The following is a 15512-nucleotide window of genomic DNA, read 5'->3' as shown; positions in this document are numbered from 1 at the left end:
GGCGGTTCGCCGTTGCCGTGCCGTGACATACATCGCACAGGGCGGCCGACAGCCTTGGAACCGGAAGATTAGACTCGTCGGATCGGCCGTATCGAAGCGATCCGGCCGTGTCGGCGTCCACGTCGGCAAAACCGTGGGACAGACCTTCGACAGGTGCCGACAGGTACCGACAGGCAGCAGAGGGAGGAACGGGTGGCAGTGCTGACCCGTATCAACGGACCGCGCGACCTCGACCGGCTCAGCCAGCAGCAGCTCGTGGAGCTGGCGGGCGAGATCCGTGCCTTCCTCGTCGACGCGGTGTCCAAGACCGGCGGGCACCTCGGCCCCAACCTCGGTGTGGTCGAGCTGACCATCGCCCTGCACCGCACCTTCCACTCGCCCGTCGACCGGATCCTCTTCGACACCGGCCACCAGGCGTACGTGCACAAACTGCTCACCGGACGCAAGGACTTCGCGAAGCTCAAGAGCAAGGGCGGCCTGTCCGGCTACCCGTCGCGCGCCGAGTCCGAGCACGACGTGATCGAGAACAGCCACGCCTCCACCGTCCTCGGCTGGGCCGACGGTCTCGCCAAGGCCAACGAGGTGCTGGGCCGCACCGACCACGTGGTCGCCGTGATCGGCGACGGCGCGCTCACCGGCGGCATGGCCTGGGAGGCGCTGAACAACATCGCCGCCGCCCAGGACCGCCCGCTGATCATCGTCGTCAACGACAACGAGCGGTCCTACGCGCCCACCATCGGCGGCCTCGCGGACCACCTGGCGACCCTGCGCACCACCGACGGCTACGAGCGCTTCCTGTCCCGTACCAAGGACCTCCTGGAGCGCACCCCGCTGATCGGCCAGCCGCTCTACGAGACGCTGCACGGCGCGAAGAAGGGCCTGAAGGACTTCATCGCCCCGCAGGGCATGTTCGAGGACCTCGGCCTGAAGTACGTCGGCCCGATCGACGGCCACGACGTGGAGGCGCTGGAGTCCGCGCTGCTGCGCGCCAAGCGGTTCGGCGGCCCGGTCATCGTGCACTGCATCACCGAGAAGGGCCGCGGCTACAAGCCCGCCGAGCAGGACGAGGCCGACCGCTTCCACGGCATCGGCCCGATCCACCCCGACACCGGTCTGCCGGTCGCCGCCGCGGGCGCCGACTGGACGTCCGTCTTCGGTGACGAGATGGTCGCGCTCGGCAAGGAGCGCGACGACATCGTCGCCATCACCGCCGCGATGCTCCAGCCGGTCGGCCTGGAGAAGTTCGCCAAGGCGTTCCCCGACCGCGTCTACGACGTCGGCATCGCGGAACAGCACGGCGCGACCTCGGCCGCGGGTCTGGCCACCGGCGGACTGCACCCGGTCTTCGCGGTCTACGCGACCTTCCTCAACCGCGCCTTCGACCAGGTCCTGATGGACGTGGCCCTGCACAAGTGCGGTGTCACCTTCGTCCTGGACCGGGCGGGCGTCACCGGCAGCGACGGCGCCTCGCACAACGGCATGTGGGACATGTCCATCCTCCAGGTCGTGCCGGGACTGCGGATCGCCGCCCCGCGCGACGCCGACCAGGTACGCGCCCAGCTCCGCGAGGCCGTCGCGGTGGACGACGCGCCGACCGTGGTGCGCTACTCCAAGGGCGCGGTCGGCCCGGCCGTCGCCGCCGTCGGCCGGATCGGCGGCATGGACGTGCTGCGCGAGCCGTCCGAGGGCGAGCGCCCCGACGTCCTGCTGGTCTCGGTCGGCGCCCTCGCGCCGATGTGCCTGGAGATCGCCGGGCTGCTGGACGCGCAGGGCATCACCACCACCGTGGTCGACCCGCGCTGGGTCAAGCCGGTGGACGAGGCGCTGCCCGGCCTGGCCGCCAAGCACCGCGTCGTGGTCACCGTCGAGGACAACGGGCGGGTGGGCGGCGTCGGTTCCGCCGTCGCGCAGGCGCTGCGCGACGCGGAGGTGGACGTGCCGCTGCGCGACTTCGGCATCCCGCAGCGCTTCCTCGACCACGGATCGCGCAAGGACGTGATGGCCGACATCGGGCTCACCGCACCGGACATCGCCCGCCAGGTGACCGGCCTGGTCGCCACCATCGACGGCCGCTTCGCGGACGACGCGGACCACGCGCGCGAGATCGCCCGCGACTGATCCCACCGCCCGCCCGCCCCTCGCCGGGGACACGGCGGCGCACCCGTACGACGCGGGGGTCCACCCATACGGGTGGACCCCCTCTTCCATCGGCGTACGCGTAGGCGCGCCTATTCGGGTGAGACGGACCTCCGGAGTGCAGTAACGCAGTAGCGGCTGCCGACCGACGGAATCGACCGGCCGAACCGACCGGCCGCCGGACGATCTGGAGGTGTGACGGTGGACACCGACACGCGTGACGACACGGCCCCCCGACCCCGGGGGGTGTTCCGCACCAAGAGCATCGAACAGTCGATCGCGGACACCGAGGAGCCGGAACACGGCCTGCGCAAGGAGCTGTCCGCGCTCGACCTGATCGTCTACGGGGTCGGCGTCATCGTCGGCACCGGCATCTTCGTGGTCACCGGCTCGGTCGCCAAGGACTACGCGGGGCCCGCCGTCGCGCTCGCCTTCATCGTCTCCGCGATCGTCTGCGGCCTGGCCGGGCTCTGCTACGCCGAGTTCGCCTCGACCGTGCCGGTGGCCGGATCGGCGTACACCTTCAGCTACGCCTCCATCGGCGAACTGCCCGCCTGGATCATCGGCTGGGACCTGATCCTCGAACTGGCGCTGGGCGCGGGCGTGGTGGCGGGCGGCTGGTCCGGCTACATGGCCAATCTGCTGTCGCACTTCGGCATCGACATCCCCAAGGTCCTCACCCACGACGGCGGCGGCTTCGGCTTCGACCTGCTGGCCGCGGTGCTGGTGCTGGTGCTCACCGGCATCGTGATGGCCGGAATGAAGCTGTCCGCGCGGGTCACGACGCTGATCGTCGCCGTCAAGGTGACCGTGGTGCTGCTGGTGATCTTCGCCGGGCTCTTCTTCATCACCGGCAGCAACTACCACCCGTTCCTCCCGGCGTCGAAGGCCAACACCGGCAGCGGCTCCGACCTGCACGCGCCGCTGGTGCAGATGATCTTCGGCTTCACCCCGTCCTCGTTCGGCGTGATGGGCATCTTCTCCGCCGCCGCCGTGGTCTTCTTCGCCTTCATCGGCTTCGACATCGTCGCCACCGCCGCCGAGGAGACCAAGAAGCCGCAGCGGGACATGCCGCGCGGCATCCTCGGCTCGCTGGTGATCTGCACCGTGCTGTACGTGGCGGTCTCGCTCGTCGTCACCGGCATGCAGAAGTACTCGGACCTGGACACCACCGCGCCGCTGGCGTCCGCCTTCAAGTCGGTCGGCGCGCCCTTCTGGTCCGGCCTGATCAGCTTCGGCGCGGCCGTCGGCCTGACCTCCGTGGTGATGATCCTGCTGATGGGCCAGACCCGGGTGTTCTTCGCGATGAGCCGCGACGGGCTGCTGCCGCGCGCCTTCTCCCAGGTGCACCCGAAGTTCGGCACCCCCTACCGCACCACGGTGCTGCTCGGCGTGATCGTCGCGCTGATCGCCGGATTCTTCACCGTCGGCGAACTGGAGGAGATGGTCAACGTCGGGACGCTCTTCGCGTTCGTCGTCGTCGCCATCGGCGTCGTCGTGCTCCGCCACACGCGCCCCGACCTGCCGCGCGCCTTCCGCGCCCCCTGGGTGCCCGTCCTGCCGGTGGCCTCGGTGTGCGCGTCCCTGTGGCTGATGCTCAACCTCAGCGTGGAGACCTGGCTCCGGTTCGCCGTATGGATGGTGATCGGCTTCGTCATCTACTTCGGCTACGGCCGCTCCCACAGCAGGCTGGGCCGCGGGCGCTAAGTGCAGCCGACGAGCGCGGTACTGGCGGCGCGGCCGGCCGTACCGGTGGCCGTACCCGCGGGTGCCCCCGGCCGCCGCGACCGGCGCTACTGGTCGCGGCTGGCCGCGCTGCTCGCGGCGCTCACCGTCCTGCTGCGCCTGCCGTCCTTCGCCCGCCCGGTGTGGAATCCCGACGAGGGCTATCTGGCCGTCCAGGCGCGGCTGCTGGCGCACGGCGGGGTGCTGTACGACACGGTGGTCGACCGCAAGCCGCCGCTGCTGCCATGGCTGTACCAGGGGCTCTTCGCGGTCTTCGGCGACGGCTCGCTGTGGCCGCCGCGCACGGCCGCGCTGCTGGCGCACCTGGCGACCGCGCTGCTGCTGGCCGCGGTCGCCCGCCGCCGCTGGGGCGACCGGTCGGGGGCGGCGGCGGGCGCGGGATATCTGCTGCTGTCGGTCGGCCTCGCGCCCGAGGACACCCTGGCGGCCACCTTCGAGGTCTTCATACTCCCGTGGACCGCCGCCGCCGTCTGGTGCGCCGACCGCTCCCGCTGGGGACTGGCGGGCGTGGCCGTGGCGGGCGCGGCCCTGACCAAGCAGACCGGCGCGGTGATGCTGCTCCCGGTGGCCTGGACGCTGTGGCGGGCGGCGCGGGCCGGACGCGCCCCGGCGCTCGCGGGCGCGCTGCGGCTCTGCCTCGGCTTCGCGCTGCCGGTCGGCGCGGTGGCCCTGCTGACCGGACCCGGCCGCTTCCTGTTCTGGACGGTCACCGGCTCCGCCGAGTACGTCTCGCCGCGCGGCGCCTGGCTGACCGGGCTGAGCCGGGCGGCGGGCGGCGCCAGCGTCCTGGCGGTGGCCGCCGCCGGAATGCTGCTGGCCGCGGGTGCCGCCTGGGCGCTGCGCCGCCGCCCGGTCCCCGCCGACCTGTGGGTGTGGCTGGCCGCCTCCGGGGTCGCCGTGGTCTCCGGCTTCCAGTTCTACGGCCACTACTTCCTCCAGATGGTGCCCCCGCTGGTGCTGATCGGCGTGGCCGCCGTCCGCGCGCTGCCCCGGCTGCGCGCCGCCGTCACCTGCTGGACGGTCCTGGCCTGCGCCGGATTCCTGGTCTGGGACCTGGCCGCGCCGAGCCGCGAGCTGGACCACGCGGTCGCCGTCGCCGCCGCGGTCCGCGCGCACACCGCGCCCGACGACCGCGTCCTGGTGTGGGGCATACACCCCGAGACGTACTGGTTCGCCGACCGGCGGCCCGCCAGCCGCTATCTGACCGCGGGCTTCCTCACCAACTTCAGCGGCGGGCGCGGCGGGGTCCGGGTGGGGGAGCGGTACGCGGTCCCCGGCGCCTGGCGTGCCTTCGGCGCGGAATTCTCCGCGCACCCGCCCGCGCTGGTGGTCGACGACTCCCGCGGCGACCCGTACGCGATCTCGCGCACGCCGACCCTGCGTGACCTGCTGGGTTCCGGCTACCGGCGGGTGGCGAGGGTCGACGGCGCGGTCGTCTGGGCGCGCGAGGCCGCAGGACCGGCCGGGCGCGGCGGCGCCCATGGGGGACCGGCTGGACGTGGCGCATGGGGGCGATGGTAAAAAGGCGCGAGAGCTGGTGCGGCAATATCGAGGTGGCGTTGTCATGACGGAGTCCAAGGGACCCGGGAACCAGGACCGTGCGAAGGACGGGGGGAGCAAGCCCAAGCGCAAGTCCCTCCTGGACCGGGTACGGCCCTACGCGGTCGGCACGACCGCGATCGTGGTGGTCTTCGGCGGGTCCGCGCTGATCGGCCAGCACGTACGCAGCACCAAGGACGACAAGGTGCGCGAGCCCTCGGGCGTCATCGCCGCGCCCATCGTGCCCACGGGCCCGGTGGACACCGCGTCGCCCAGCCCCAGCGCCGCCCCCACGGGCCCCAAGCTCGGCCTGCCGGTGCGGCCGTCCGTGCCGGTCACGGTCACGATCTTCGTGGACCTGCGCAGCCCCGACTCCAAGGCGTTCGCCGACGAGTACCAGGCCACGCTGACGCAGTTGCTGACGACCGGCCAGGCGGAGCTCCAGTACCGCCTGGTGACCGCCTCCGACCAGCAGTACGGCGGCGAGGGCTCCAAGACCGCGGCCAACGCGGCGGCGTGCGCGCAGGACCAGAGCCGCTTCACGCAGTTCATGAAGGAGGTCTGGAAGCACCAGCCGGACCCCAAGAGCGACACGCTGACCCACCTGAACTTCCTGAAGGAACTGGCCGTCAAGGCCGGGAAGATCAAGCTCAGCACCTTCGAGCCGTGCCTGGAGCAGGGCGACCACAACGGCTGGGTGCAGCAGTCGCAGAACGACTTCGCGAAGTCCGACCTCGGCTCGATCCCGGTGGTGGAGATCAACGGCACGCCGGTCAAGGACGTGCACTCCACGCTGACCCCGCAGAAGCTGCGCAAGATGGTGCTCGCCGAGGCCAAGCGCGTGATCGCGGTGCAGGCCACGCCGTCGGACACGCCCGCGCTGCTGGGCTGACGGACTGTCGGATTTCTCCGGCCGCTCCGTCGTCCGCACCGCGGTAGCTCCGCTGTCCCGCCGCTCCCCGCGGTCGGGTGTTTCGTGCCCTTGAATCATCGGTATGTCAGATTTCGTCAACTTTTAGGCGAAATCGGGTACTGAAGGCATGTGACACCCGATCACGGAGGAGTGGTGCGCATGTCCATACCGGTGTTCGATGACGTCGAACCGCTGCCCGCCTGCGGTTGCGAGGAGTGCGCCCGACGGCGCCTCACCGACTCGATGGCGCGCGACACCGGTGGACCGGCCACCGGCGCGACGACCCGTGTGGTGGTCGTGGCCGCCGCCGCGGGCACCGCGCTGGGCAGCGCCGCCGGAGCGGTCGCCGCCGTGCCCGTGCCGTCGGAGGCCACCGCCTTCACCACGGGCCACGCCGCGCTCGCCGCCGCCCCCGCCACGGTCCCGGCCGCCACCCCCCTGCGGCTCACCCGCGACCAGATCATCCAGCGCGCCCGCACCTGGGCGGACGCCAAGGTGCCGTACAGCATGACCGCGTACTGGAAGGACGGGTACCGGCAGGACTGCTCGGGCTTCGTCTCCATGGCCTGGGGTCTGGGCAGCAGCGCCTGGACCGGCAGTCTGGCCGGCTACGGCGTCCGGATCACCAAGGACGAGCTGATGCCCGGTGACATCCTGCTCTTCCACAACGCCGCCGACCCCGAACACGGGTCGCACACGGTCATCTTCGACGGCTGGGTGGACGACGCGCACACCGCGTACACCGGCTACGAGCAGACGGTCCCGGCCACCCGGGTCCAGACCACGCCGTACGCATACTGGTCCAATTCCGGGAAATACATTCCCTACCGGTACAAGTATCTGGCGGGTGGCAGCAGTTCGGGATCGGGGTCCGGTGGGTCGTCGTCGGGTTCCACGGCCTTCCCCGGCACGTCCGCCTTCGGCCCCGGCGCCGACAACGCCAACGTCACCCGGCTCGGCACCATGCTGGTCGGCCGCGGCGCCAGCTCGTACTACAAGGTCGGTCCCGGACCGAAGTGGAGCGAGTCCGACCGCGGCGCGACCAGCGCCTTCCAGCGCGCCCAGGGCTGGTCGGGCAGCGACGCGGACGGGCTGCCCGGCCCCACGACCTGGTCGTACCTCGTCCAGGACAAGGGCCGCGACATCTCCGGCGCCCCGCGGGCCTCCGGCGGCACCCCCGCCAAGGTCCCGGCCTACCCCGGCGCGGGCGCCTTCCGGCCCGGCCAGACCAACGACTCGGTACTCGCCCTCGGCAAACGGCTCGTCGCCAAGGGCTTCGGCAAGAACTACACGGTGGGCCCCAGCCGTACATGGGGCGAGGCAGACCGGCGCAATGTCGAGGCGTTCCAGCGGTCCCTGGGCTGGACCGGGCGCGACGCGGACGGCTACCCCGGCCCCGAGACCTGGAGACGACTGTTCACGTGACGACATCTTCCACCGCCGCCGGGACGGGGCTGCCGGAGCAGACCCGCCCGGCCGCCCACAGCGGCGGCACCGAAGTCCACCCCGCCCCCGCCGCCCCGCCGGAGCTCGTCGAACGGCCGGGGCCCTGCCTGCCCGGCTGGACCGCGACCGCCGTCGTGCTCGCCGCGACCGTCGGCGTCTGCTGGCTGCTGTGGCGCGCCGGCGTCCTGCCCGCCGACGTGGCCGGCCGCCCCCTGCTGCCGCCCCCGCCCGGCGGCGGCTCCGCCAGCGGCCTGTGGAGCGGCGTCCTGCTGCTCGCCGCGGTCGCCGCCTTCGCCGCGGGCGGCCTCACCAGAGGCCGCAACGGCAGCGTCTGGGTGCTCACCCGGCACGGCTCCTACCGCGGCACGGTCCGCCGTACCGGCCTGCTCTGGATCAGCCCGCTGCTCACCCGCCGCAGGCTCGACGTGTCCCTGCGGCACTGGCGCAGCCGCCCGATCGACGCGGTCGACGCCAACGGCACCCCGCTCCAGCTCAGCGTCCTGCTGGTGTGGCGGGTCAGGGACACCGCCAAGGCGGCCTTCGCCGTCGACGACCACAACCTCTTCCTGCGCGAGCAGGTCGAGGCCGCCGTCGCGCTGGCCGTCTCCCGGCACCCGGCCGACGGCTTCCGGGGCGCCGCGCCCACCCTGCGCGACAGCGAACGGCTCGGCGACCACCTCACCAAGCTGATCGCCGCCGACCAGCGCCCGGTCGGCATCGAGGTCTTCTCGGCCACCCCGGTCCGCCTCGACTACGCCCCCGAGGTCGCCGCGGCCATGCGGCGCGCCCAGATCGCCGCGCTGGACGCCAAACACCGCAGAGCCGTACTCGACGACGTCCTGGCCACCGTCGCCGAGACCGTCCGCGGCATCACCGAGCGCGGCCTCGTCCAGCTCGACGACTACGAACGCAAGGCGCTGGTACGGGACCTGACGGTGGCGCTGTGCACGACCGTGCCGAAGAAGTGAGCCGCGCCGGGACCCGCGTGAGCTGAGCCGGAACGGCGAAGCGCCGGACGGCCCCCTGACATCGGGGCCGTCCGGCGCTTCGCCGCGTCCGTCCTAGGCCGGGACGCTCGCCACGCCAGGCGCCAGGAACGGCTTGCCGTTCACCCGCTGGGACACGCCCTCGCGGTCCAGGTACGGGGTGACGCCGCCCAGGTGGAAGGGCCAGCCCGCGCCGGTGATCAGGCACAGGTCGATGTCCTGCGCCTCGGCCACCACGCCCTCGTCCAGCATCAGGCCGATCTCCTGCGCGACGGCGTCCAGCACCCGGTCGCGCACCTGCGCCTCGGTGAGCACCGAGTCGCCCTGCTTGAGCAGCGCGGCGACCTCGGGGTCCAGCTCCGGCACGCCGGAGTCGTAGACGTAGAAGCCGCGCTTGCCCGCCTTGACCACGGCCGCCAGATTCTCCGAGACGGTGAAGCGGTCGGGGAAGGCGCCGTGCAGCGTCTCGGAGACGTGCAGACCGATGGCCGGGCCGACCAGTTCGAGCAGCACCAGCGGCGACATCGGCAGGCCGAGCGGCTCGACGGCCTTCTCCGCGACGGCGACCGGCGTGCCCTCGTCGATGACGTTCTGGATCTCGCCCATGAAGCGGGTCAGGATGCGGTTGACGACGAACGCCGGGGCGTCCTTGACCAGCACCGCGGTCTTCTTCAGCTTCTTCGCCACGCCGAAGGCGGTGGCCAGCGACGCGTCGTCGGTCCGCTCGGCGCGGACGATCTCCAGCAGCGGCAGCACCGCGACCGGGTTGAAGAAGTGGAAGCCGACGACCCGCTCCGGGTGCTCCAGCTTCGAGGCCATCTCGGAGACCGACAGCGAGGAGGTGTTGGTGGCCAGGATCGCGTCCGGGCGCACCACCGCCTCCAGCTCCGCGAAGACCTGCTGCTTGACGCCCATCTCCTCGAAGACGGCCTCGATGACGAAGTCCGCGTCGCCGAAGGCGGTCGCCTTGTCCAGGTGACCGGAGACCAGCGCCTTGAGGCGGTTGGCCTTGTCCTGGCCGACGCGGCCCTTGGCGAGCAGCTTGTCGATCTCGCCGTGGACGTAACCCACGCCCTTGTCGATCCGCGCCTGGTCGATGTCGGTCAGCACGACCGGCACCTCCAGGCGGCGGGCGAAGAGCAGCGCGAGCTGCGAGGCCATCAGGCCCGCGCCGACCACGCCGACCTTGGACACCGGGCGGGCCAGCGACTTGTCGGGCGCGCCCGCCGGGCGCTTGCCGCGCTTCTGCACCAGGTTGAAGGCGTAGATGCCGCTGCGCAGTTCGCCGCCCATGATGAGGTCGGCCAGCGCCGCGTCCTCGGCGTCGAAGCCCTGCCGCAGATCGCCGTTCTTCGCCGCGGCGATGATGTCCAGCGCGCGGTACGCGGCAGGGGCCGCCCCGTGCACCTTGCTGTCCGCGACGGCCCGGCCGCGGGCCACGGCCTGGTCCCACGCCTCGCCGCGGTCCACCTCGGCCCGGTCCACCTCCAGCTCGCCCTTGAGGACGGCCGCGGTCCAGGCCAGCGACTGCTCCAGGAAGTCCGCCGCCTCGAACAGCGCGTCGGCGATGCCCAGTTCGTACACCTGGGCGCCCTTGAGCTGACGGTTCTGGTTGAGCGAGTTCTCGATGATGACGGTGACCGCGCGGTCCGCGCCGATCAGGTTCGGCAGCAGTACGCAGCCGCCCCAGCCGGGCACCAGGCCGAGGAAGACCTCGGGGAGCGAGAAGGCGGGCAGCGAGGCCGACACCGTGCGGTAGGTGCAGTGCAGACCGACCTCGACACCGCCGCCCATGGCCGCGCCGTTGTAGTACGCGAAGGTCGGCACGGCCAGCGACTGGAGCCGCTTGAAGACCTCGTGGCCGCTCCTGCCGATGGTCAGCGCCTCGTCGCGCGTCCTGAGCACCTCGACGCCCTTGAGGTCGGCGCCGACCGCGAAGATGAACGGCTTGCCGGTGATGCCGACGCCGGTGATCGCGCCCTCCGCCGCCTCCTTCTCGACCTGGTCGAGCGCCGCGTCCAGGTTGGCCAGCGACTGCGGGCCGAAGGTGGTCGGCTTGGTGTGGTCCAGGCCGTTGTCCAGCGTGATCAGCGCGAAACGGCCCGCGCCCGGCAGCTCCAGGTGCCGCACCTGGGCCTGGGTGACGACCTCGCCGGGGAACCGCTCGGCCGCCCCCTTCAACAGCTCGGTGGTGCTGCTCACTTGGTGCCTCCGTCGAAGTGGGGGTTCTCCCAGATGACCGTGCCGCCCATGCCGAAGCCGACGCACATGGTGGTGATGCCGTAGCGCACGTGCGGCTGCTCCTCGAACTGCCGGGCGAGCTGCGTCATCAGCCGCACACCGGAGGAGGCCAGCGGGTGGCCGTAGGCGATGGCGCCGCCGTACTGGTTGACCCGCGGGTCGTCGTCGGCGATGCCGTAGTGGTCGAGCAGCGAGAGCACCTGGACGGCGAACGCCTCGTTGATCTCGAACAGGCCGATGTCGCCGATCGACAGACCGGCCTTGGCCAGCGCCTTCTCGGTCGCCGGGATCGGGCCGATGCCCATCACCTCGGGCTCGACGCCCGCGAAGGCGTACGAGACCAGGCGCATCCGTACCGGCAGGTCCAGCTCCCTGGCGACGTCCTCCGCGGCGAGCAGCGAGGCGGTGGCGCCGTCGTTGAGACCGGCAGCGTTGCCCGCGGTGACCCGGCCGTGCGGGCGGAAGGGGGTCTTCAGGCCCGCGAGCTGCTCCAGCGTGGTGCCCGGCCGCATCGGCTCGTCCGCCGTCGCCAGGCCCCAGCCGGTCTCCCCGGCCTCGGGGGTGGTGCGGCGGATCGCGATCGGCACCAGGTCCTGCTGGATCCGGCCGTTGGCGTACGCCTTCGCGGCCTTCTCCTGGCTGCGGACGGCGAATTCGTCGGCGCGCGCCTTGGTGAGCTGCGGGAAGCGGTCGTGCAGATTCTCCGCGGTCATGCCCATGAACATCGCCGACTCGTCGACGAGCTTCTCCGAGACGAACCGCGGGTTGGGGTCGACGCCCTCGCCCATCGGGTGCCGTCCCATGTGCTCGACGCCGCCGGCCACCACGACATCGTACGCGCCGAAGGCGATGCCGCCGGCCGTGGTCGTCACGGCGGTCATCGCGCCCGCGCACATCCGGTCGACGGAGAAACCGGGCACGGTGGTCGGCAGCCCGGCGAGGATGCCCGCCGTCCGGCCCAGGGTGAGGCCCTGGTCGCCGATCTGCGTGGTCGCGGCGACCGCGACCTCGTCGATCCGCGCCGGGTCCAGATCCGGGTTGCGCCGCAGCAGCTCCCGGATGCACTTGATCACCAGGTCGTCGGCCCGGGTCTCGTGATACATGCCCTTCGGGCCCGCTTTGCCGAACGGGGTGCGGACGCCGTCAACGAATACGACGTCCCTTCCGGTACGAGGCACGGTGGGTCTCCCTCTTCGACGATGTGGAACGCGGCGCTGAAGCACGCTTCCTACGGCTCGCCTCACATGCTACTCGTCGGTAACTCATGTGCACAGCTTCCCTCGCGGAAGCGGCGCAGCTCACATCGCACGGATGTTACCGAAGGTTACCCCTAAGGCGGGAGACCCTGAGGGAGCGCCGCAGGCGGGTCGGCCGTTCGGACGCAGAACCGCTGACTGCGGACCACCGACGCAGGACCACGGACGGGGAACCGCCGCCTGCGGACGGGCCACCGGCCCCGGCGGGCTATTCGCCCGGGGGCGGGTCCGCCGGGCGGGCGGTCAGCGCGACCGTCAGCAGCGGGGTGGTCAGCTCGACCTGCCACGGGCGGGCGCCCATGTCCGCGAGCTGGGCGGCCACGACCTCCTCGCTCGCGTTCGCCGGAGGCGCCCAGCACAGTCGTCGCACGGTGTCCGGGGTGATCAGATTCTCCTGGGGGAGATTCAGCTCCTCGGCCAGCGCGCTCACCGCGGCGCGCGCCGCGGAGAGCCGGGCGGCGGCGACCGGGTCCTTGTCCGCCCAGGCGCGCGGCGGCGGGGGGCCGGTGTACGCGGCGGCGGGCTGCGGCAGCTCCCGCTCGGGCAGCGCGCGCGCCCGGTCGATCGCGGACTGCCACTGGTCGAGCTGGCGGCGGCCCATCCGGTGCCCGAAACCGGGCAGGGCTGCCAGTGCGTGCGCGTTCGGCGGGCTCTCCAGCGCCGCCGTCACGATCGCGGCGTCGCTGAGCACCCGGCCGGGGGAGACGTCCCGCTCACGGGCGGTACGGTCGCGCGCCAGCCACAGCTCGCGCACTACGGCGATCTGCCGACGCCGCCGCACCTTGTGCATGCCCGAGGTCCTGCGCCAGGGGTCGACGCGCGGCGGGGCCGGCGGGGCGGCGGCGATGGCCGCGAATTCCTGGAGCGCCCACTCCAGCTTCCCCTGGGTGCGCAGCTCCTCCTCCAGCGCGTCGCGCAGATCCACCAGCAGCTCGACGTCGAGCGCGGCGTACCGCAGCCACGGGTCGGGCAGCGGGCGGGTGGACCAGTCCACCGCCGAGTGGCCCTTCTCCAGCGCGAAGCCCAGCACGTTCTCCACCATCGCGCCGAGGCCGACCCGGGCGAACCCGGCCAGCCGCCCGGCCAGTTCGGTGTCGAACAGCGAGGTGGGGTGCATGCCGATCTCGGACAGGCACGGCAGATCCTGGGTGGCGGCGTGCAGCACCCACTCGGTGCCGGTCAGGGCGTCGCCCAGGGTGGACAGGTCGGGGCATCCCGTGGGGTCGATCAGCGCGGTCCCTGCTCCGGCGCGGCGCAACTGGACCAGATAGGCCCGCTGCCCGTAGCGGTAGCCGGAGGCGCGCTCGGCATCGACGGCGACCGGACCGGAACCCGCGGCGAAAGCCGCGACGACATCTGCGAGAGCCTCCGGGCTGGCGGTCACCGGCGGGATTCCCTCGCGCGGGTCCAGCAGCGGGACCGGCGCCGGGCCTGCTTGGGTTGCGGTCTCTCTGGCGTCGGTCACTTGTTAAGGGTAGCCGGGTACGGCGTGTCAGGTGGAGATCCAACGGACAGGGCGTACGGTACGTCGCCGCCGGGTCCGTGAGCGCCGGGGCCGCGGCACCGCCACGACGGCCGACGCGCGCGCGTGTACGGCGGGCGTACGCGCGGATACGGGCGCGCGTATACGAAACGACCCCCGGCGGAACGTTCCGCCGGGGGTCGCTCACGGCCGGGGCCTCAGTGGATGATTCCGGTGCGCAGGGCCACCGCGACCATGCCGGCGCGGTCCCCGGTGCCCAGCTTCCTGGCGATCCGGGCGAGGTGGCTCTTGACGGTCAGCGCCGAAAGGCCCATGGAGACGCCGATCGCCTTGTTCGACTGGCCTTCCGCGACCAGCCGCAGGACCTCGACCTCGCGGCCGGACAGCTCGCGGTAGCCGCTGGGGTGGCCGGGGGCGCCCGGCGGGCGGCGCTGCATACGGGCCGCGGTGGCGCCCAGCGGCGCCAGTCCCGGCCGGGTGGCGAGACCGCCGGGGCTGTTGCGGGTGCCGGTCACGACATAGCCCTTCACCCCCCCGGCAAGCGCGTTGCGCACGGCGCCGATGTCGTCGGCGGCGGAGAGTGCGAGGCCGTTGGGCCAGCCTGCCGCGCGGGTCTCGGCGAGCAGGGTGAGGCCGGAGCCGTCGGGGAGATGGACATCGGCGACGCAGATGTCGCGGGGGTTACCGACCCGGGGACGGGCCTCGGCGATGGACGAGGCCTCGATCACGTCGCGAACCCCGAGAGCCCACAGGTGTCGGGTGACAGTGGAGCGGACGCGGGGGTCGGCTACGACGACCATGGCCGTCGGCTTGCTGGGGCGGTAGGCGACCAGGCTCGTGGGCTGCTCGAGAAGAACGGACACCGGGCCTCCTGTGGCAAAGGGGACTGAAACGGTCACAATCTCCTTCGGCAGCAATTGCTCCGGCCTTTAGGGAAAGATCACGATTTATTGAGGATCATTTCCGGCAATTCGGACGAGAAATCGAACATGCGAGAAGTGAGTGCGCCGCGCGATACGCCGGGGAGTGCGCGGGGGCGCGCCATCGGGGGCGCGTGACGTCACCGCAGGCCGGGGCGGTACGCCGGGCTACGGAAGCGGTCCGACGGACTCAGGTACGGCGCTTCGGCATCGGCACCACGCCGCTGCCCCCGCGCACCAACGGCTCCGGGCCCTCCGACGGCGGCAGACCCGCGCACGCGCACAGCAGATCGCACCAGGCCGCCAGGTGCGCCGCCACCTCGGGCGCGCCCCCCGCCCGCTCCCTCGGCGTCCACGACGCCCGGATCTCGATCTGCGTGTCGTCCACCCGGTCCGCCAGCGCGCCGAAGTAGTGCGACGACGCCCGCGAGACCGTACCGCTCGGGTCGTTGTACGCCGCCCCGCGCGCCGCCAGCGCCCCGGTCAGCCAGGACCAGCTCACCTCGGGCAACAGCGGATCCCCCGCCATCTCCGGCTCCAACTCGGCCCGCACCAACGTCACCAGGCGGAACGCGCCGTGCCACGCCTCGTGCCCGTCCGGCTCGTGCAGCAGCACCAACCGCCCGTCGGCCAGCTCCTCGCCGTCCGCCAGCACCGTCGCCTCCAGCGCGTACGCGTACGACGCCAGCCGCTTCGGCGCGGCCGTCTCCTCGATCCTGACCTCCGGCCTCACCCGCACCGAGCGCAGGGTGTCCACCGAGCGCCGAAAGGGGAGGGGGACGTCGCCACTGCCGTCGCCGAGGTGCCCGTGAACCGCTGCCATGCCCGGAAGACTAAGCCGCCGAT

The 15512-nt window shown here is 72.3% G+C and carries 11 protein-coding genes; 6 read left to right on the top strand and 5 right to left on the bottom strand.

Annotated features, from left to right (window positions below):
* Positions 1-192 precede the first annotated feature (192 nt).
* The 6 genes from dxs (at position 193) to ACIQCJ_RS16495 (ending at position 8748) form a co-directional block, all read left to right on the top strand.
* Complete coding sequence (gene dxs, locus ACIQCJ_RS16520; RefSeq protein ID WP_355338639.1) at positions 193-2118, top strand: 1-deoxy-D-xylulose-5-phosphate synthase; 1926 nt, start codon at positions 193-195, stop codon at positions 2116-2118.
* Between the two features lie 219 nt (positions 2119-2337).
* Positions 2338-3843: an amino acid permease gene (locus ACIQCJ_RS16515; RefSeq protein ID WP_402711697.1), complete on the top strand. Its 1506-nt coding sequence runs from the start codon at positions 2338-2340 to the stop codon at positions 3841-3843.
* Positions 3844-5403 (top strand): glycosyltransferase, encoded by a 1560-nt coding sequence (locus ACIQCJ_RS16510; protein WP_402711696.1) that lies wholly within the window; start codon positions 3844-3846, stop codon positions 5401-5403.
* Positions 5404-5446: 43 nt separating this feature from the next.
* Positions 5447-6313: a thioredoxin domain-containing protein gene (locus tag ACIQCJ_RS16505; protein WP_391048769.1), complete on the top strand. Its 867-nt coding sequence runs from the start codon at positions 5447-5449 to the stop codon at positions 6311-6313.
* 180 nt (positions 6314-6493) lie between these two features.
* Positions 6494-7759: a peptidoglycan-binding protein gene (locus ACIQCJ_RS16500; RefSeq protein WP_402711695.1), complete on the top strand. Its 1266-nt coding sequence runs from the start codon at positions 6494-6496 to the stop codon at positions 7757-7759.
* Positions 7756-8748, top strand: coding sequence for an SPFH domain-containing protein (locus ACIQCJ_RS16495; RefSeq protein WP_402711694.1), 993 nt, complete (start codon positions 7756-7758; stop codon positions 8746-8748). The genes ACIQCJ_RS16500 and ACIQCJ_RS16495 overlap by 4 nt, the downstream gene beginning before the upstream one ends.
* 93 nt (positions 8749-8841) lie before the next feature.
* Here the strand turns inward: ACIQCJ_RS16495 and ACIQCJ_RS16490 are convergent, their stop codons facing one another.
* The 5 genes from ACIQCJ_RS16490 to ACIQCJ_RS16470 form a co-directional block, all read right to left on the bottom strand.
* A complete protein-coding gene (locus ACIQCJ_RS16490; protein ID WP_402711693.1) occupies positions 8842-10968 on the bottom strand; it encodes a 3-hydroxyacyl-CoA dehydrogenase NAD-binding domain-containing protein in 2127 nt (708 codons plus the stop codon).
* Complete coding sequence (locus tag ACIQCJ_RS16485) at positions 10965-12185, bottom strand: acetyl-CoA C-acyltransferase (protein WP_355338657.1); 1221 nt, start codon at positions 12183-12185, stop codon at positions 10965-10967. Before ACIQCJ_RS16485 ends, ACIQCJ_RS16490 begins: the two co-directional genes overlap by 4 nt.
* A gap of 286 nt (positions 12186-12471) precedes the next feature.
* Complete coding sequence (locus ACIQCJ_RS16480; RefSeq protein WP_402711692.1) at positions 12472-13728, bottom strand: HRDC domain-containing protein; 1257 nt, start codon at positions 13726-13728, stop codon at positions 12472-12474.
* A 215-nt stretch (positions 13729-13943) separates the two neighbouring features.
* Complete coding sequence (locus ACIQCJ_RS16475; protein WP_188280408.1) at positions 13944-14609, bottom strand: LuxR C-terminal-related transcriptional regulator; 666 nt, start codon at positions 14607-14609, stop codon at positions 13944-13946.
* A 247-nt stretch (positions 14610-14856) separates the two neighbouring features.
* On the bottom strand, positions 14857-15489 hold the full coding sequence (locus tag ACIQCJ_RS16470) for a DUF3000 domain-containing protein (RefSeq protein ID WP_402711691.1): 633 nt from the start codon (positions 15487-15489) through the stop codon (positions 14857-14859).
* Between the last annotated feature and the right edge of the window lie 23 nt (positions 15490-15512).

Origin of the sequence: Streptomyces sp. NPDC093221 (genome assembly GCF_044753885.1) — a bacterium.
Classification (GTDB): domain Bacteria; phylum Actinomycetota; class Actinomycetes; order Streptomycetales; family Streptomycetaceae; genus Actinacidiphila.
This window is presented reverse-complemented; position numbering and strand designations above follow the sequence as displayed.

Coding starts and splice junctions, on each gene's coding strand:
- ACIQCJ_RS16470 (WP_402711691.1), bottom strand. CDS start 15,489: ATGGCAGCGGTTCACGGGCACCTCGGCGACGGCAGTGGCGACGTCCCC.
- ACIQCJ_RS16505 (WP_391048769.1), top strand. CDS start 5,447: ATGACGGAGTCCAAGGGACCCGGGAACCAGGACCGTGCGAAGGACGGG.
- ACIQCJ_RS16500 (WP_402711695.1), top strand. CDS start 6,494: ATGTCCATACCGGTGTTCGATGACGTCGAACCGCTGCCCGCCTGCGGT.